Origin of the sequence: Sulfurimonas sp. HSL3-2 (assembly GCF_039645965.1) — a bacterium.
Lineage (GTDB): Bacteria > Campylobacterota > Campylobacteria > Campylobacterales > Sulfurimonadaceae > Hydrocurvibacter > Hydrocurvibacter mobilis.
In genome coordinates this window covers 641,362-657,519 of record NZ_CP147917.1, presented here as the reverse complement: position 1 = coordinate 657,519, position 16,158 = coordinate 641,362, and the positions used below count along the sequence as shown (strand labels likewise).

The 16,158-nt window shown below is 40.3% G+C and carries 18 protein-coding genes; 2 read left to right on the top strand and 16 right to left on the bottom strand.

The window, feature by feature from the left end; genetic code table 11:
- Window positions 1-6 precede the first annotated feature (6 nt).
- On the bottom strand, window positions 7-1,365 hold the full coding sequence (gene gdhA, locus WCX87_RS03400) for an NADP-specific glutamate dehydrogenase (protein WP_345980638.1): 1,359 nt from the start codon (window positions 1,363-1,365) through the stop codon (window positions 7-9).
- 65 nt (window positions 1,366-1,430) lie between these two features.
- Here gdhA and WCX87_RS03395 point away from each other — a divergent pair, with 65 nt between their 5' ends.
- On the top strand, window positions 1,431-2,150 hold the full coding sequence (locus WCX87_RS03395) for a hypothetical protein (protein ID WP_345980637.1): 720 nt from the start codon (window positions 1,431-1,433) through the stop codon (window positions 2,148-2,150).
- Here the strand turns inward: WCX87_RS03395 and WCX87_RS03390 are convergent, their stop codons facing one another.
- The 12 genes from WCX87_RS03390 to WCX87_RS03335 all read right to left on the bottom strand — a co-directional run bounded on the left by WCX87_RS03390 (window position 2,151) and on the right by WCX87_RS03335 (window position 11,808).
- The gene (locus WCX87_RS03390; protein WP_345981090.1) at window positions 2,151-2,948 is read right to left on the bottom strand and encodes an ABC transporter permease; all 798 of its coding nucleotides are present in this window, start codon (window positions 2,946-2,948) and stop codon (window positions 2,151-2,153) included.
- 16 nt (window positions 2,949-2,964) lie between these two features.
- Window positions 2,965-4,851 (bottom strand): flagellar hook-associated protein FlgK, encoded by a 1,887-nt coding sequence (flgK, locus tag WCX87_RS03385; protein ID WP_345980636.1) that lies wholly within the window; start codon window positions 4,849-4,851, stop codon window positions 2,965-2,967.
- 1 nt (window position 4,852) lies between these two features.
- Window positions 4,853-5,281 carry a hypothetical protein gene (locus tag WCX87_RS03380; RefSeq protein ID WP_345980635.1) on the bottom strand — a complete coding sequence of 143 codons (429 nt, stop codon included), beginning with the start codon at window positions 5,279-5,281 and terminating at the stop codon, window positions 4,853-4,855.
- Between the two features lie 20 nt (window positions 5,282-5,301).
- A complete protein-coding gene (locus WCX87_RS03375; protein WP_345980634.1) occupies window positions 5,302-5,508 on the bottom strand; it encodes a flagellar biosynthesis anti-sigma factor FlgM in 207 nt (68 codons plus the stop codon).
- 80 nt (window positions 5,509-5,588) lie between these two features.
- Entirely contained in the window at window positions 5,589-5,909 is a 321-nt protein-coding gene (locus tag WCX87_RS03370; RefSeq protein WP_345980633.1) for a rod-binding protein, read from the bottom strand.
- Window positions 5,909-6,955, bottom strand: coding sequence for a flagellar basal body P-ring protein FlgI (locus WCX87_RS03365; protein ID WP_345980632.1), 1,047 nt, complete (start codon window positions 6,953-6,955; stop codon window positions 5,909-5,911). The genes WCX87_RS03370 and WCX87_RS03365 overlap by 1 nt, the downstream gene beginning before the upstream one ends.
- A 49-nt stretch (window positions 6,956-7,004) precedes the next feature.
- Window positions 7,005-7,592 (bottom strand): 16S rRNA (guanine(966)-N(2))-methyltransferase RsmD, encoded by a 588-nt coding sequence (rsmD, locus tag WCX87_RS03360; protein ID WP_345980631.1) that lies wholly within the window; start codon window positions 7,590-7,592, stop codon window positions 7,005-7,007.
- Complete coding sequence (locus tag WCX87_RS03355; protein WP_345980630.1) at window positions 7,582-7,980, bottom strand: hypothetical protein; 399 nt, start codon at window positions 7,978-7,980, stop codon at window positions 7,582-7,584. The genes rsmD and WCX87_RS03355 overlap by 11 nt, the downstream gene beginning before the upstream one ends.
- Window positions 7,981-7,982: 2 nt before the next feature.
- On the bottom strand, window positions 7,983-10,112 hold the full coding sequence (locus WCX87_RS03350) for an STT3 domain-containing protein (RefSeq protein WP_345980629.1): 2,130 nt from the start codon (window positions 10,110-10,112) through the stop codon (window positions 7,983-7,985).
- Between the two features lie 40 nt (window positions 10,113-10,152).
- Window positions 10,153-10,890 (bottom strand): exonuclease domain-containing protein, encoded by a 738-nt coding sequence (locus WCX87_RS03345; protein ID WP_345980628.1) that lies wholly within the window; start codon window positions 10,888-10,890, stop codon window positions 10,153-10,155.
- On the bottom strand, window positions 10,860-11,390 hold the full coding sequence (locus WCX87_RS03340; RefSeq protein WP_345980627.1) for a hypothetical protein: 531 nt from the start codon (window positions 11,388-11,390) through the stop codon (window positions 10,860-10,862). The genes WCX87_RS03345 and WCX87_RS03340 overlap by 31 nt, the downstream gene beginning before the upstream one ends.
- Complete coding sequence (locus tag WCX87_RS03335) at window positions 11,383-11,808, bottom strand: hypothetical protein (RefSeq protein ID WP_345980626.1); 426 nt, start codon at window positions 11,806-11,808, stop codon at window positions 11,383-11,385. The genes WCX87_RS03340 and WCX87_RS03335 overlap by 8 nt, the downstream gene beginning before the upstream one ends.
- A 73-nt stretch (window positions 11,809-11,881) precedes the next feature.
- Between WCX87_RS03335 and murA the strand changes: the two genes are divergently transcribed.
- Window positions 11,882-13,144 carry a UDP-N-acetylglucosamine 1-carboxyvinyltransferase gene (gene murA, locus WCX87_RS03330; RefSeq protein ID WP_345980625.1) on the top strand — a complete coding sequence of 421 codons (1,263 nt, stop codon included), beginning with the start codon at window positions 11,882-11,884 and terminating at the stop codon, window positions 13,142-13,144.
- A 10-nt stretch (window positions 13,145-13,154) separates the two neighbouring features.
- Here the strand turns inward: murA and WCX87_RS03325 are convergent, their stop codons facing one another.
- The 3 genes from WCX87_RS03325 to purH all read right to left on the bottom strand — a co-directional run bounded on the left by WCX87_RS03325 (window position 13,155) and on the right by purH (window position 16,109).
- Window positions 13,155-13,532 carry a helix-turn-helix transcriptional regulator gene (locus tag WCX87_RS03325; RefSeq protein WP_345980624.1) on the bottom strand — a complete coding sequence of 126 codons (378 nt, stop codon included), beginning with the start codon at window positions 13,530-13,532 and terminating at the stop codon, window positions 13,155-13,157.
- Between the two features lie 3 nt (window positions 13,533-13,535).
- Window positions 13,536-14,438 carry a J domain-containing protein gene (locus tag WCX87_RS03320; protein WP_345980623.1) on the bottom strand — a complete coding sequence of 301 codons (903 nt, stop codon included), beginning with the start codon at window positions 14,436-14,438 and terminating at the stop codon, window positions 13,536-13,538.
- A 135-nt stretch (window positions 14,439-14,573) separates the two neighbouring features.
- The gene (gene purH, locus WCX87_RS03315) at window positions 14,574-16,109 is read right to left on the bottom strand and encodes a bifunctional phosphoribosylaminoimidazolecarboxamide formyltransferase/IMP cyclohydrolase (RefSeq protein ID WP_345980622.1); all 1,536 of its coding nucleotides are present in this window, start codon (window positions 16,107-16,109) and stop codon (window positions 14,574-14,576) included.
- Window positions 16,110-16,158: the final 49 nt, after the last annotated feature.

Below are 16,158 nucleotides of genomic sequence, written 5' to 3'. Positions count from 1 at the left end.
AAGGGGTTATATCCCCTCGGCGATCATAGCATCCGCTACTCTTTTAAATCCTGCGATATTCGCACCGTCGACGTAGTTACCCTCTACCCCGTAATCTTTTGCCGTAAGAAAGACACGCTTACATATCTGCTGCATCGTCTCTTTCAGTTTTTCATCGACCTTCTCAAACGACCATTTCTGCATAGAGGCATTTTGACTCATCTCAAATTCGCTCACAGCTACACCGCCGGCGTTAGCTGCTTTTGCAGGTGCAAAACATATCTTATTTGAAAGAAAAAGTTCTGTAGCTTCGGGAGTAGAAGGCATATTTGCACCTTCGCTTACTGATATACATCCGTTTGCGATAAGGTTTTTTGCATCCACCTCGGTCAACTCGTTTTGTGTAGCACACGGAAAAGCGGCATAACACGGTATGTTCCAAACGGCATGCCCGCCTTCGGGATATTCACTTACAGGTATGTAAGTCGCTTCTTTATATACATCGAGATACTCTTTAATAGAAGCTCTTCTTTCTAATTTTATCTCTTTGACAAGTTTAAGGTCGATCCCTCTGCTGTCATATATAGTCCCTTGAGAATCTGAACATGTAACGACGATAGCTCCGATCGCTTGAAGTTTTTCTATCGTATAGATAGCGACATTTCCTGCACCGCTTACAGTGCATATTTTTCCCGAAAGCGGTTCTTTAAGTTCTTGCTCGAGCATCGTTTCGGTAAAGTAAACCACTCCGTAACCTGTGGCTTCGGGTCTCATAAGCGACCCGCCGAACATAAAAGGTTTCCCGGTAAGCACACCTTCATATGAAGATGTTATCTTCTTGTATTCGCCAAAAAGATAGCCTATCTCACGGGCACCTACGCCGATATCACCCGCGGGTACATCGACACGCGGTCCGATATACTTATGAAGCTCTGTCATAAAAGCAGAACAGAACTTCATGATCTCAAAATCGCTTTTTCCCTTCGGATTGAAATCGCTTCCCCCTTTTGCTCCGCCGATCGGCAGACCCGTAAGAGAGTTTTTGAGTATCTGTTCAAAACCCAAAAATTTCAGGACACCTTTGTTGACCGTAGGATGAAAGCGAAGTCCGCCTTTGTAGGGTCCAAGAGCATTGTTAAACTGCACACGATATCCGGTATTTACCTGGATCTTATTATTATCATCAAGCCATGTCACTTTAAATTCTATTATTCTATCGGGAACGACCAGTCGCTCTAAGATCGCATGACTTTTATACCTCGGATCTGATTCAAGCAGAGGAGATATGGAGTATATCACCTCTTCCATCGCTTGAAAAAATATACTGTCCTCCGCACAATTAGAGTTTTCAAATTTCATCAGTTCATCTTTTATAGTCTCGACCATACTTTCTCCATCATAGCTTCTATTTATGTTATGATTATATCAAATTAAGTTCAGGATTAATGACTATGCATGAGAATGGATCTTTAAACAGTGCCTTAAATGAAGAGTATGATTTTACTATTAAAGAGATCATATCTGAAGCTTGGAAGTTGACGGATGGTGCGAAATTGACTCTAAACGTATCTTTTTTCTTATATATACTTGTGGCGGTAATACTCTCTACCCTGCTCTCTTATATATTCGATCCTAGGATCTACTATGAGTCTCAGCAGTTTTTTAAAGGATTTTTGAGTGAACAGGCACAGTCACTGCTTTCACTGCCTATACTAATGCCTATCATGTCAGGTATCGTGATGCTTGCTATAAAAAGAGCGTCTCATAAAAAGATGGAGGTCCTTTCCATATTTAACTATTATGTTTATGTCTGGCCTTTGGTCTTTGCATCCCTGCTTGTTAATGTAGTCGTAGTTTTAGGCTTTTTACTGCTGATCATCCCGGGGATATATCTCAGTGTTACTTTTGCTTTTGTCATACCGCTTATTATTGATAAACAGCTTGGCATCATCGATGCAATGAAAACATCTTTTAAGGTAGTCAGCAAAAGATGGTTTAAATTTTTCGGACTCTATCTGACTCTTGCATTTTTTGCTTTACTGTGTATATTAACATTCGGTATAGGTTTTATATGGGTACTACCGCTCTCATTGATGGTAAACGGTGTTTTGTATCGTAGACTCTTTGGTTATACAAACTTAGAAAAAACGGAGGATGATACAGGTATCTGATTATCCTCTTATCTCTTTCTTGTTTGTAAGATGCTGTAGATAGTTAGAGATGTTTATCAGTGAGAAGGTAATAAGAAATATCATAAGACCGGGGAAAAAGCTTACCCACCATGCTATCTCTATCACCTCTTTACCGTCACTTATTATCGTCCCCCAGCTCATCTGCGGTGCGACGATCCCAAGCCCTAAGAAACTAAGTCCTGATTCTGCAAGGATAGCCCCACCGACTCCGAAGGTAAAGCTTACAAAATATATAGGTGCTAAAAGAGGCGCATAGTATTTAAGAAGTATCTTTATTTTGGAGACATTTGCAATATTTAGTATCTTGATATAAGGCTGTGAAGTGATAGCAAAACTCTCACTTCTGATCAAACGTGCCGTTGTCATCCATCCTGTGATCGAGATAATGACGATGAGAACCCAAACAGAAGCATTGACGTAACTCACCAGTGCTAAAAGTAGAAAGAAAGTTGGAAATGTCAAAAAGATATCTACGATCACGACAAATGCCTTGTCGACTTTACCTCGTAAATATCCTGCTGTCGCACCGATGATAAGGCCTATAAAAGTCGCAATGAATGCACTTGCGATCCCAATGATCAAAGAAACTTTTCCTCCTTCTATCAAACGCGCCAAGATATCACGACCTAATCTGTCGGTGCCGAGTAAAAACTGTGATGAGGGTGCAGATAGGATGGCGTTTACGTGCAGATCGGTGGGAGAGATCGTGTAGAAAAATGAACCTAGAAAACTAAAAAGCATCACTACTACTAAAATAGCGATGCTAAAATATGGGATCAACTGCCTGCTCTTCTTACTGCTTGATACCAAGAAGAGTGTTCATCATCTGATCTACGGTAGTTATGACTTTTGCAGCCGCGCCGTATGATGTCTGGTATCTGATAAGGTTACTCATCTCCTCATCTATATTGACTTGAGAGACTGAGTTGTACTCCTGCTGAACTGCATTATATCTTGCAGTGATCGTATCGCTTGAAAGGATAGCAGCATTTGTCTTCGTTCCTACTCCTGTAGCGATGGTATCAAACATACCGTAAACCGTATCATGAAATGTACTGTTACTGTTCTCATGCGTAAAGTCTATCTTTTCAAATTGTGACTGTACCATATCGAGTGATACTTGATTATTTCCGGATATCGGAGCTGCATGTGCGGATATCTGTGTAGGGTCTGTTCTTAGGTCATATGCAAGATTTATATCACTTGCATTCGTTCCTTCAAAGAACCTATGCATACCTAAACCGCCTGCAAAGTTCGTACCTGAGCCAAAACTGTTATTGCTGTCTAGATTATCTTCTATTGCAAACGTATATCCTTGTGCTTCCAAACCGGAGTTTTTCAGACTGAATGACAGTGCACCGCCCGGAGGATATGTATCGTAATTAACCGCTATAAAGTCATCGATATCATTATTTCCGTTATTATCCGCATTATCATCTTGATTTGCCTCGATCTGGCTTTTAATGGAATTCGTTCCATTTGTAAAAGTCGTAAGATCATCAATGTTAATAGTACGTTTTGCTGCAACCTGCCCGTTTATGTCATACAAAACGATATCAAAACTGCCTTTTTTAATGTTGAGTCCTGAACTGACAACTGCACTTGCCGGATTTACAAACACCTGATTTGACTGCATTAAAGTATCTGAACTTTTTGCATATATATTATTAGTATTTTCAATCAGACCTGTAGCAAGCATATCAAGCTGATCACGAACATTTTGAAGCACACCGTTTGTAGGAACTCCGTCTGTTCCATTTAACGTCGAACCTCTTAAGTCAAGGATAGCACCGACTTTACCGCCTGTTATCTCATGTGCAAAGGGGATTCTGACACCGTCTTGACGTTCATAATAAAGATCATACATACCGCTTGCATTATCGGTATTGTCGATGCCGATAGGATGGTATGATGCACCGTCGACTATATTAAATCCTGCAATACTTATGTTATAGCTTCCTGATTTTATAGCGACATTTGAATCGATTGCCGTATTTGATTCTATCTTTCCTGTAGTGACTTTTGCACCTACAAGTTTTGATAAAGATATTTCCAATAGATTTCTTTTATCTCTTAGGTCGTTTGCGTTATTTATGCCGCCCGCTTCAGTATTGCTTATCGCTATATTGATACTTGCTATCTCTTTTGCGATCTTATTTACTTCATCGATATTTACTTTTAATTTATCGTTCATCTGGTTTTGAAGATCAACCACTTGTGCTTTTGTACTTTGAAGATGCTGTGTAAGTGTTTGAGTCTGCTGAGCAAGAGCTACTTTAACAGCGTTATTATCCGGGTTATCCGAAAGTGACTGCCACAAGTTATAGTACTCATGCAGGTCTGACTTTATACCTACATTGTCTATCTCCGGAAAGTAAGTAGAAAGCTGTTGGAGAGTACTTTTTGTAAAGTCTGAAGACTCTTTATCAGCCGATGCATTACTGAAATTAGTAAATACAAACTGATCGAATATACGAGCGATCTGTTGTACCTGAGTACCGTTGCCTACTGCACCCGGAGTCACATTACTGATAGGAGGAGCTGCTTCTGTTACGACACGTTGACGTGTGTAGCCGTCTGCCTCTGCGTTTGATATATTATGTCCGGTCGTATCGATCGCGACCTGAGCCGCGCTTAATCCGGAGTAACCTATGCTTAGGGTATTAAATATTGATCCCATGTTACGCTCTTACTTCCAAAAATGATGGGGTTTTTGATGCTACCTTATTGTATCCGTTCATCTCTGTAGGAACGATGCGTTCCAATAGTGTGTTATAGAATGAACTTACAGTAAGAACCATTTTCGCATATCTCTGATTTATATCTCTTAGATCAGACAGCCCCTTTTTCAACTCATCAAGAGCTGCGTGCTGTTCATCATTTAACAGATCAGTCAAATCTCTCTCGGGATTTGCACTCATAAGTTTTGATATTTCATGATCTATCATCGCTTTTTTAGACTCAAAGCTTTTAATCTTTTCATCTTTTAAAGGTAAGCGGTCAAACTGAGGACTCTGCTTTGCTTCTTTAATATCTTCAATATCAGTCTGCGTTATGCTTATAAGATCTTCTAGATCTTTGATAGCACCTTTCAAATGGTGTAATAGCATCATAAACTCCTATTTTTAATTTACATCAACTCATCGGCTATACGTTTAGATAAAGCCTCTAGATTGATCTTGTATTGACCGGATTGAATAGATTCTTTTAAAGTATCTACTTTACTCATATCCGCCTCTTTATTCATCTCTTGTGTTTTTTTCGCATTTGCTTTTGGCTCGGTGTTTCCATTTTGGTAAGCCGTCTTTATGCCTGCACTATTTAGTTGAGATATCATCGATATTCCTTTTTTCTCTTAACGAGAATCTTTTTTAGTTTATGATCTATACCTCTAAATCGGCAAATTAACTATTTTTTTTAGTTTATCTTGCCCGACTTCTGACTTAAATAGTCGTAAAGCATTTGTGAAAAACCGAAACTCCCCGCACTCGCTTTACTTAACTCATCACGATACATCGATTTATATATCTTATCCCCCGGATCGTTCTGAGTTCCGAAAAGATTTTTCTCATCTTTCATCGCATTATCCATCATCATCTTTATGATAACGGACTCGAATGCGTCTGTCTGTTCACGTAACTTTTTATCGTCGGTCGTGGCATCTATTTTTGGTGTAGAACTCACATCCTTAGATAACATTGCCTGCTGCAAATATGCAGAATTTATAGAAGAACTCATTAAATCACCTCCAAGTCGGCTGAGATTGAACCTGCACTTTTCATAGCTTCAAGTATCGAGATGATCGCTTTTGGCGAAGCACCGAGTTTCTGTAGTGATCTTACAATATTTGCTACGGTAGTCGTGCCTTTTTTAGTATATACCTCGTTCTCATTAAGCCCGATAACAAGATCATTATCGACTTTCATACTGCCTGCAGGAGTCTCAGCTTGGTCTGACTGTTTTATCTTTATTGTTATATCGCCTTGTGTGATTATGACCGGCTTTATCTCGATATCGACACCTGCGATGATCGTCCCCGTTCTCTCATTGATGACGATCTTACTCTCAGGTCTGTAGTCCATATCGATATTTTCTATTTCTGAAAGAAATTCGATCATAGAAAGGTTTGTCGGACGCTCCAGCTTGATCGTTCTAGGATCGAGTGCTACTGCTATCTGCGTATGATACGTCGCATTTATCGCTTTTTGTACAGCTACCGCATTTTCAAAGTTTGATTCTTTTAAAGAGAGTGTCGCATATTTTTGGTGATAGAGGTCGATGTTTATCTCACGTTCTATCATACCGCCGGAATATACCATACCCGCTGTAGGATGTGATTCTGCTCCGGCTCCACGCTCATTTTTTCCGCCTATACTTATAGGTCCCTGAGCAAGTGCGTATATCTTCCCGTCGACCCCTTTTAAAGGTGTCATTAAAAGCGTACCGCCCTCTAAAGATTTTGCATCACCGATAGATGAGACGGTGACATCAAGCTTATCACCCTGTCTTGCAAAAGCACCTATTTTTGCCGTTACTACGACAGCTGCGACGTTTTTAGATTTAATATCTACGGGGTTCATATCGATGTTCATCGCTTTTAACATATTTGCGATAGATTGAAGAGTGAATTTAGATGTCGTACCGTCACCCGTCTTTTTAAGACCGACGACTAAAGAGTAGCCGATGACCTGGTTTTCTCTGACTCCGACAATAGATGAAACTTCCCCTATCTTTGTTGCTTGAAGTGTTAATGATAAAAATAAGAGTATTAAAAAAGATTTCATATACCATCCTTGCGTATTGCAAAAATGTTAGCAAAATCTATTCCAATAATTAGTTGTAGTAGGTCAGAGAGGTATTACCGAATTTTTTAGTTTTGATTTTAGTATACTCGTTGATATTTTCAGGCAGTTTTAACGAACTCATATGCTCAATGATTATCATCTCGCAATGCTCTTTGGGAAAATCTGCGATAAGCGCTATCATTTTGTCATAGATATCTTCCATCCCCTCTCTTATAGAAAACGGCGGGTCGATGTAGATATAGGCACTTTTATTCATAGCTTTTAGTCTTGAGATGACCGTTTTAATATTACTAAAACTGTCTCCGCCTATCACTTCACATGCAGAAGGGTCTGTCTGCGCTATGTTCTCATGCAAAGTGCGAAGTGCATCTCTGTCTTTTTCCATAAAGATTATCTTCCCTGCTCCGCGGCTCAAAGCTTCCAGACCAATGGAACCGCTGCCTGAAAAGACCTCGACAAAAACAGCATCGACGATGTCAAACTGTATGGTGTTAAAAAATGATTCCAGTACTATGCTTTTTGAACTTCTTGTTGTCGTCTTCGAGGGAAGTTTCAGTGTCTTTCCCTTATATTTTCCAGCTACTATCTTTTTTGTTAAACTACCGCTATTTTTCATAAAACGCTCTTATTGTCTTTAATAGATTTTCTTGGTACTCTTTTGTCAGTTTCTCGATCCTGTCTTCCAGAAATTTAAAATCAAGTCTGTCTAAACTGTCCTGTTCCTCATCTTTTTGCTCTATATCATCAACAAGAGAGAGGATATTTTTTCTCTCTTTATCATTTTTGACCAGCTTTTCAAGTGCCAGAATAAGCTGTGATTTTGAAAAAGGCTTTTGTAGGTCAGCATCTTCGTCATTGGATATATAGATAAGTTTTTTATCGATATCAAGTCTTTGATCACTGATCACGATATCGCAACTCTTTAATGGACTTAGATATCTGCTTAAAAAAAGTTCCAGACTTTTTTGAAGCAGCGGTGATTCACATTTTACGGCTACTTTCATATTTATATCTTTAACTTGTAGATTTTTGCATACGGAGTCGTCTCGACTGGCTCAAAAAGATTTTTATTATAGTTCTCCAAGACAAAAAGCTGGATATATAACGAGTTATAGGTCGCTTCATCTACGATTAAAAACTTCCCGTAACTAGACATATATATGACACTAAGATTTGACATCGTGTTAAATCTTTTTACATCCGTGTGCAGTTTATCGTCTTGATCATACCAAGTTTTTACAAAACGGTTTATTCCAACAGTCTTATCTCCTAGTCTCACGCTTGCATCCGTTTTACTGATCGAGACACCGCCTTGAAGGTATATAAACCTAGAGTCCTCTTTTTGTGCCGAAAGCATATAGTATATCGGCTGGTTAAACTTATCTCCGCTCATAAGATCGAGATTAGAAAATATCGTTATCGTCGGATAGATGCTTGTCATCCTATATGGAAGATAAAAATAGACATCTCTTGTCTTTTTAGGCAGTTTAACTGCATCGTTTTCCAGTGCTGTTAAAAAGTCGTTTGTATCATTAAATCCGGCAGCTTTTGTCATCTCCTCTATAGTTGAAAAAAGCTTTGTTTGGTTTTGTTCAGATTTGGTTTTATTTTGCTCAGATACTTGGTAAGCTCTTACATCAAATTCTACATCCAGTCTTGCCATTTTAGCTGCAGCTTCTTGCGGCTTTGTAAGTATATAACTTACAGGAAAGTTTACGCTTCCACTGTGCTTTCCACCGTCACTGAGTGTAAATACATCACTATAGTAACGAACCGGATATCCATAATCCCACCATCCGACGACATAGTCCTCTCGACTGGCTTTTTTCTTTAAATTATCAAGTAACATCACCTCATTTTTATCAAATACCGTAGGTACTTTATACTCTTTTACATGCACAATATTCGGCAATAAAACTAAAATTGATCCGATAAGGATCGTTGCATACTGTAAGAAGTAACTCGGCATTCTGTTTGCAATTTCTGCAATAATAAATGCAATACCGAATGCCATAGGAACGACTGCATAGATAGTAAATCTAAGGCCGCTGTTAAGTGCTAAAAACCCTAGCCCTATCAACGGTAAAGCCAAAAGCATGATACGGTATCTATAACTCAACCATAGATAGCCTGCGATCGACAAGGCCAGAGTGACGATATTTCCACTGATCCTATTTGCAAATGTATTTATTGAGATATCACCGGCTTCTCGAATCGTCTGTGTTACTGTAAAAAAGTGCAGTCCAAGTCCTTTATCGGAGATATTAATGCTCTCTCTAAAAACATATCCTTTTAACTGCACCCAGATAGGATCAAATCCGCCTGTTATAAAGAATGCTATGACACCCAGCCCTAAGACATAATAAACATACTTGTCAAACTTCTCATTTTTAAAGAAGAGATACAGACCTACGACTATCGGTAGACGCACCAATCCATCTGCCATCATCATCGCAAAAAGCATGATCGCCAGAAGCTTGAAGTTGTAGAGATTTTTTCTGTCAAAGAATAAAGTGTAAAAAAGGATAAGTCCGAAAAAAGCAAACTCTAAAGAGTAACTCTGCGGGTACCACCATCTATATATCAGGATATCAAGTGCGGTGATAAGTAAGAACTTATCCTGATTAGAGTTTATGGCCCATACAAGTGACCAAAGTAAAAATATCGGGATGACGATAGTCAGCATATCAGTATCATAATAACCTACCATCGTACGGTTATAGTAACTCCATGCTATAGATGAAAGAAGAGCTGCGACAAATCCGACATCAAGACGTTTAAAACTGTATGAAATAAGGATAACAGGGATCACGATAAGGGAACTAAGAAACGCCGGCATATAAAAGATGATACTCTCAAAAGAAAAAGGCAGTATCTTTGCAAAAATATATGTTAGTTGTGAAGCAGCACTGGTAACAGGTGAAAGATCACCATCCTGATGGACACCGGAAAGCAGATCTCTTGCACCCTCAGCCCAATAGTAACCGTCATTTGTATTTATCATAAATTGTCCGTTAAACATAAACGGCTCGTACCCGTTAAACTGATAAACCCAAATAAAACGTACCGCAACACTAAAAAGGTATGCGACTGCTATTAAAAATAAAATCTTTTTACTATCTTGTGAGATCGTCATCTTTTATCCTACTAAAATCTTTGATTATTTTATCGCCGTATTATATCATCTTCATATAATACTCTATTGAGTAACGCATATCTTCATCTAAACTCTCCATGCTGCTTAAAACCCAATTGAGATAATTCGCATCATTTACGGCTATCTCTTCGATAAACATACCCTTGTATTTACCGAAGTTCAGTTTTTCTAAAAGCACGGGATTTACACTGAGTTCCTGCAGTCTTGCATCATCCGCTATCTCGTTTAAATATCTGTGCAAAAGTCTTACATGTAAGGCGTCGCTCAGTACATCATGCGCTCTTAGTTCAATGCCCAGTTCATCTGCGAATTGTTTTTCATCTTTATAGAGTTTGAGCTCATATCTTAAATACTGCAGAGAAAACTGTTCACACTCCGGTATAAGAGCTCTGCTGCATTTAAGAGTATCTATGATCCCTCCCCTATAAACGAACCCCTCTCGTTTAAGCATCTCAATGTCAAAGACGACGTTATGCCCCACAAGAAGAGTGTCACAGTCGTTATATTTTTCCAAGATACGTTTCGCTTCAGAGTTCTCAAACTCTTTTGCATCTTGAAGCATCTCGTTGGTTATATGATTAACAGCAGATGCTTCGGGGCGTACCTTTTTCGGAGACTTTATAAGCTCTTTATACGTCGATATTTTTTCACCCTCATATAGTATCATCCCGATGGAGCAGATCCTGTCGTTTTGCTCCAGTCCCGTTGTCTCGACATCCAGATATATCAGCATTTTGAGAGTTTTACCCGCTTGCATCTGCTCCCCATAAAAGGAAGTGTCACGCCGCCTGAGATAACTATAAATATATATAAGACATAGATGTTATACCAATGATAGGAGTCTATAAAAAGATAGCTTACTGCAAAAGAGAGTATCATCAAAGCGCTCACCGACCAGATCATGGCCATCATCCATTTTCTAAACACTTTGGATATATCGCCGTAGCCTATGGTCTCTATCTCTTCAGCTCCGTTACATGTAAGAAGTTTCAAAACATATCCGTTGTAACAGTGATTGAAAAGGTGTTTTATAGCGCGAAACAGCGATATTAAAAGAGTCAGACTCCAAAGGATGACAAACCAGAATCTAAAGACATCAAAGAGTGCTTTTATGACATCCTTGTCGATCGGGATCATCCCTTTAGCGACATATATAAAAGCGGTAATTATGAAAGAGAGTATCGATGCCAGCAGAACACTCTCTGTCGTAAATCTAACTACCCAGCCAAGCCACAGTTTAAACCAGAATCTACTCACCTGTGTAGTGCTCCAGCATGTTATGATAATGTTCCAGTGTCATAAAGCTTTTCTCATATCTCCACCTAAGGACGAATTCGACTACTTTGTCTTTTAACTCTTTTTCCACACTCTCTACACGTCCAAAGTAGGCTAAAGAGCTGTTTTTGCTTTTTATTGCGGCTTCTTTATCATAAGAGATAGCAAGGATCTGAAGGTATTTACCCTCTTTAATGGCTCCAAGCTCTTCGCTTTTAAGAGAGATGCCCGATAGATTGATGGCTTTAAACTCAAAAATATCGGAAAAATTTTCTACTTTTTCATCTATATGCAGCTCTGTATAGAGCTCCTGCAGTAGTTTTAGGTTCTCTTTTCTCGCTACTTCGTAACCGGATATTTTTGACGTCAAGTTTTTTAATCTATCTAATGCGCTGCTCATAACTTTATAACTTCCCTTTATGCAAAAACAAACTTTAAAAAGATATAATATCTTAAAAAAGATAAAGATAAATATGGATTACTTAAAGATTCAAGGCAATACAAGACTAAACGGCTCAATAGATATCTCAGGTGCAAAAAATGCTGCTTTACCTTTAATAGCAATGACTATTTTAGCAAAAGGTGATCTTACCATCACAAATCTGCCCGATGTGGTCGATATTAAAACTCTTTTAAAGCTCCTGCAGAACCTTGGTGCTTCATATACTTTTGAAAATAACAGACTAGATATCAATACCTCCGAAGTACATCATACAAAAGCGACTTACGACATCGTAAAGACCATGAGAGCATCCATACTCGTACTCGGCCCTTTGCTTGCGCGTTTTGGGCACTGCGAAGTCTCGCTTCCGGGCGGTTGTGCCATAGGTCAGCGTCCGATCGACCTGCATCTAAAAGCACTGGAACTGATGGGTGCGCAGATAACCATAGAAGCAGGTTACGTAAAAGCCGAAGCTCCTGAGGGTCTTATCGGTGCAGACATCATATTTGACAAGATAACTGTGACAGGTACTGCAAACATCATCATGGCTGCAGCTTTAGCACGCGGAAAAACGACCATCACAAATGCAGCACGTGAGCCTGAAGTCGTTCAGCTTTGTGAAGTCTTAAAAGACAGCGGTGTGGAGATCGAAGGTATCGGTACGGGTGTCATCACGGTAGAGGGAACAGACAGAGAGCTTATCGACATGAAGTCTTTTAGCGTTATCCCTGACAGAATAGAAGCCGGGACATATCTTTGTGCAGCGGCTATCACAAACTCTGAACTGACACTCAACAAAGTAAGAATAGACCATCTCGGGTCTATTCTCTCAAAACTTGAAGAGATGGGCTTTAAATTTACAAAAAACGAGAACCAGCTTATCATTCATCCGGCACAGAAAATAAAATCGGTCGATATCATTACTCAGGAGTATCCTGGGTTCCCGACAGATATGCAGGCACAGTTCTTAGCTCTTGCGACTCAGGCTGAAGGTACTTCTACCATAGAAGAGCGTCTTTTTGAAAACAGATTTATGCATGTGAGCGAATTGCAGCGTCTTGGTGCAGACATCAAACTAAACGGTCACGTAGCGAGCATAAAAGGTCCAACAGCACTTTCCGGTACAGATGTCATGGCTACGGACCTTAGAGCTTCTAGCGCTTTGGTACTGGCTGCTATGGTGGCTGACGGAGAGACAAATATCCACCGTATCTATCATCTTGACCGCGGATATGAGAAGTTAGAGAAGAAACTCGAAGCCGTAGGGGCAAAAATAGAAAGATTAAAGGAGTAGAAAGAAACTTCTACTCTTGAAAGATTATCATCTCATAGATACTTTTTTTAGTAACTAAAGACTTATCCGGAGCCACCGAACTAGTGTTTCTAAGGCGTGAGATCTCATGACGAAGTTCGGCGATCTCCTGCTCCATAGAGTCTATCTGATCTTTTAGCCTTATCGCCACATCGACACCGGCAAGGTTTACTCCGAGCTCACGTGTCAAACGCAGGATCATCTTTATCCTGTCTATATCACGCTGAGAGTACATACGAATCCTACCATCTGAACGAGACGGTGTTATAAGGTTCTCTCTTTCATACTGGCGTAACGTCTGCGGGTGGATTTCCAATATTTTAGAAACAACACTTATAAGATAAACCGGTTCATCATAATGGTGAGGCATGATCTACTCCTTAGGTAATTTTTCTTTCATCAGATCGACTAACTCATCGCTTAAACTCTCAACCGGAGGCAGTACTATGTTTGCTTTTAAGTACAGATCGCCTCTGGTGTTTGTCTTACGGTTGAGTACCCCCATCTCTTTGACACGGAAACGCTGACCGTTCTTCGTGTTTTGAGGGATTTTCAGTTTGATCTCTTTCTCTAAAGTATTGACGCTTATCTTTTCACCGAAAAGCGCTGCATAAAGAGGTACATCTATCGTCTTGACAAGGTTGTCGCCCTCTCTTTCATACTCAGGTGAAGCTGCGACGTTGATCTTTAAGAACAGGTCGCCCGCACGTCCGCCTTGAGCGTGTCCCTTGCCTCTTACACGAAGCTTCTCGCCGCTTTTTACGCCTGCAGGGATCTTGATATCAAATCTCTCTCCGTTTACAGATACAGAGTGAGAACCGCCCATGATAGAAACGCTAAACGGGATGGTCACGTTTGATTCTATGTCAAGATTCGGCTCTTGATGGAATCCACCGCCGCCAAATCCACCGCGTGAACCGCCGCCAAATCCTCCGCCGAAACCGCCAAATCCTGAAGAGCCGCCGCCAAAACCACCGCCTCCGAACATATTACGAAGTATCTCGTCTAGGTCGACATTGCCGCCTTGTGAACTTGCGAAGTCATGGAAGTTCTGTCCGCCGAACATCGTATCGCCGTACTGGTCATACTGTGCACGTTTTTTCTTGTCGCTTAGTATCTCGTAAGCGGCATTGACCTCTTTAAATTTCTCTTCCGCATCCGCGTCTTTATTGATATCCGGGTGATACTGGCGTGCCAGTTTTCTATATGCTTTTTTAATATCCGCTTCTGTAGCGTTTTGTGAAATACCTAATGTCTCATATAATGATTTACTCATACTTTTTTCCTGAAAATATATATTAATTGTTTATGTCAGATTATATCACAATGGTTGAGTCGATGTCAATCAAGTTTTTCGAAGAAGTTTTAGTAGTTACATGCAGGACATATTGCCTACATGTAAGAGTTGTTTTTAATGTAAGAAGTGTCTAGTCTCTGAGAAGTAAAGAGCCATACCGTGCTCGTTCGCAGCAGCGATGACCTCATCGTCACGGATAGAACCGCCAGGCTCGATCACGCTTTTTACTCCTGCAGCCGCAGCAGCGTCGATGCTGTCACGGAACGGGAAGAACGCTTCAGATGCAAGTGCGGCACCAGTCACGTCCAGACCCATGTCTTTTGCTTTTTTCAGTGCACACTGGCTTGCATCAACACGAGATGTCATACCCATACCAACAGCTACCATCGCAGAGTTCTTAACGTAAACGACACAGTTTGATTTTGTAAGAGAAGCCACTTTGTAAGCGATCTCCATATCTTTCATCTCTTGTGCCGAAGCTGCTTTTGCACTTACAAGTTTAGAGTTCTTGACCTCATCCTCTTTCACATAATCAGCGTCTTGGAAAACAAATCCGCCGTCGATGTGTTTGAAGTCATGAGTATCGTTTGCAAGAACAAGCTTATCACTACCGTACTCAAAAAGCTTGATACGTTTCTTTGATTCAAACACTGCCTGAGCTTCTGCAGTTATGCGTCCTGCAATGATCACTTCGAGGAAGATCTCGTTCATCTTCTCTGCAAGCGCTTTATCAACAGTCCCGTTTACAGCAACGACACCGCCGAATGCTGATACAGGGTCACACTTAAGTGCTTCAGTGTACGCTTCAACAAGGTCGTCTTTGATAGCAAAACCACAAGGGTTTCCGTGTTTTACGATACATACGGCATTGTCATCGCCAAATGCTGCAGCGATCTTCACAGCGCCGTTGATATCTGTAAGGTTGTTGAAACTTGCTTCGCCTTTAAGAGTCGTGAAGTTTTTAGAGAAGTATTTGTCAAACTCGTAAAGCGCACCTTTTTGGTGTGGGTTTTCCCCGTAACGAGTATCCATCACTTTGTTTCCTACGATGAACTGTTTTTCGCCCATACCGTTGTTGAAACGTGAATTCATATAGTTCGCTATCATAGAGTCGTACGCCGCAGTATGCTCATACGCTTTTATCATCAGTGAACGACGGAACTCTACCGTGTTACTGTCGTTTTGTATAGCGTTTAATACTAAAGAGTAATCAGACGGATCAGTAACGATGATGACGCTGTCAAAGTTCTTCGCAGCACTTCTTACCATCGCAGGTCCGCCGATATCGATGTTTTCGATGATCTCTTCAAAATCATCAGTTCTCTCGATAGTTGCTTTAAAAGGGTAAAGGTTTACACACACAAGGTCGATAGCCTCTACGCCAAGCTCTTTTGCCTGATCTAAGTGAGACTGCTTGTCACGACGATGTAAGATACCGCCGTGAACGTACGGGTTTAAAGTCTTAACACGCCCCTCAAAACACTCAGGAAACTTTGTCACCTCATCGATCTCGATAGCTTTGATGCCGTTTTCAACTAGAATCTTATATGTTCCGCCTGTAGAGATTATCTCAAAACCGTTGTTTACTAGCGACTTTGCAAATTCGACGATATTGCTTTTGTCACTTACACTTAGTAATGCACGTTTCATTCTTTTCCTTGAGGGTTAAGTACTGATACTTAAAATTTAAATGGAATTT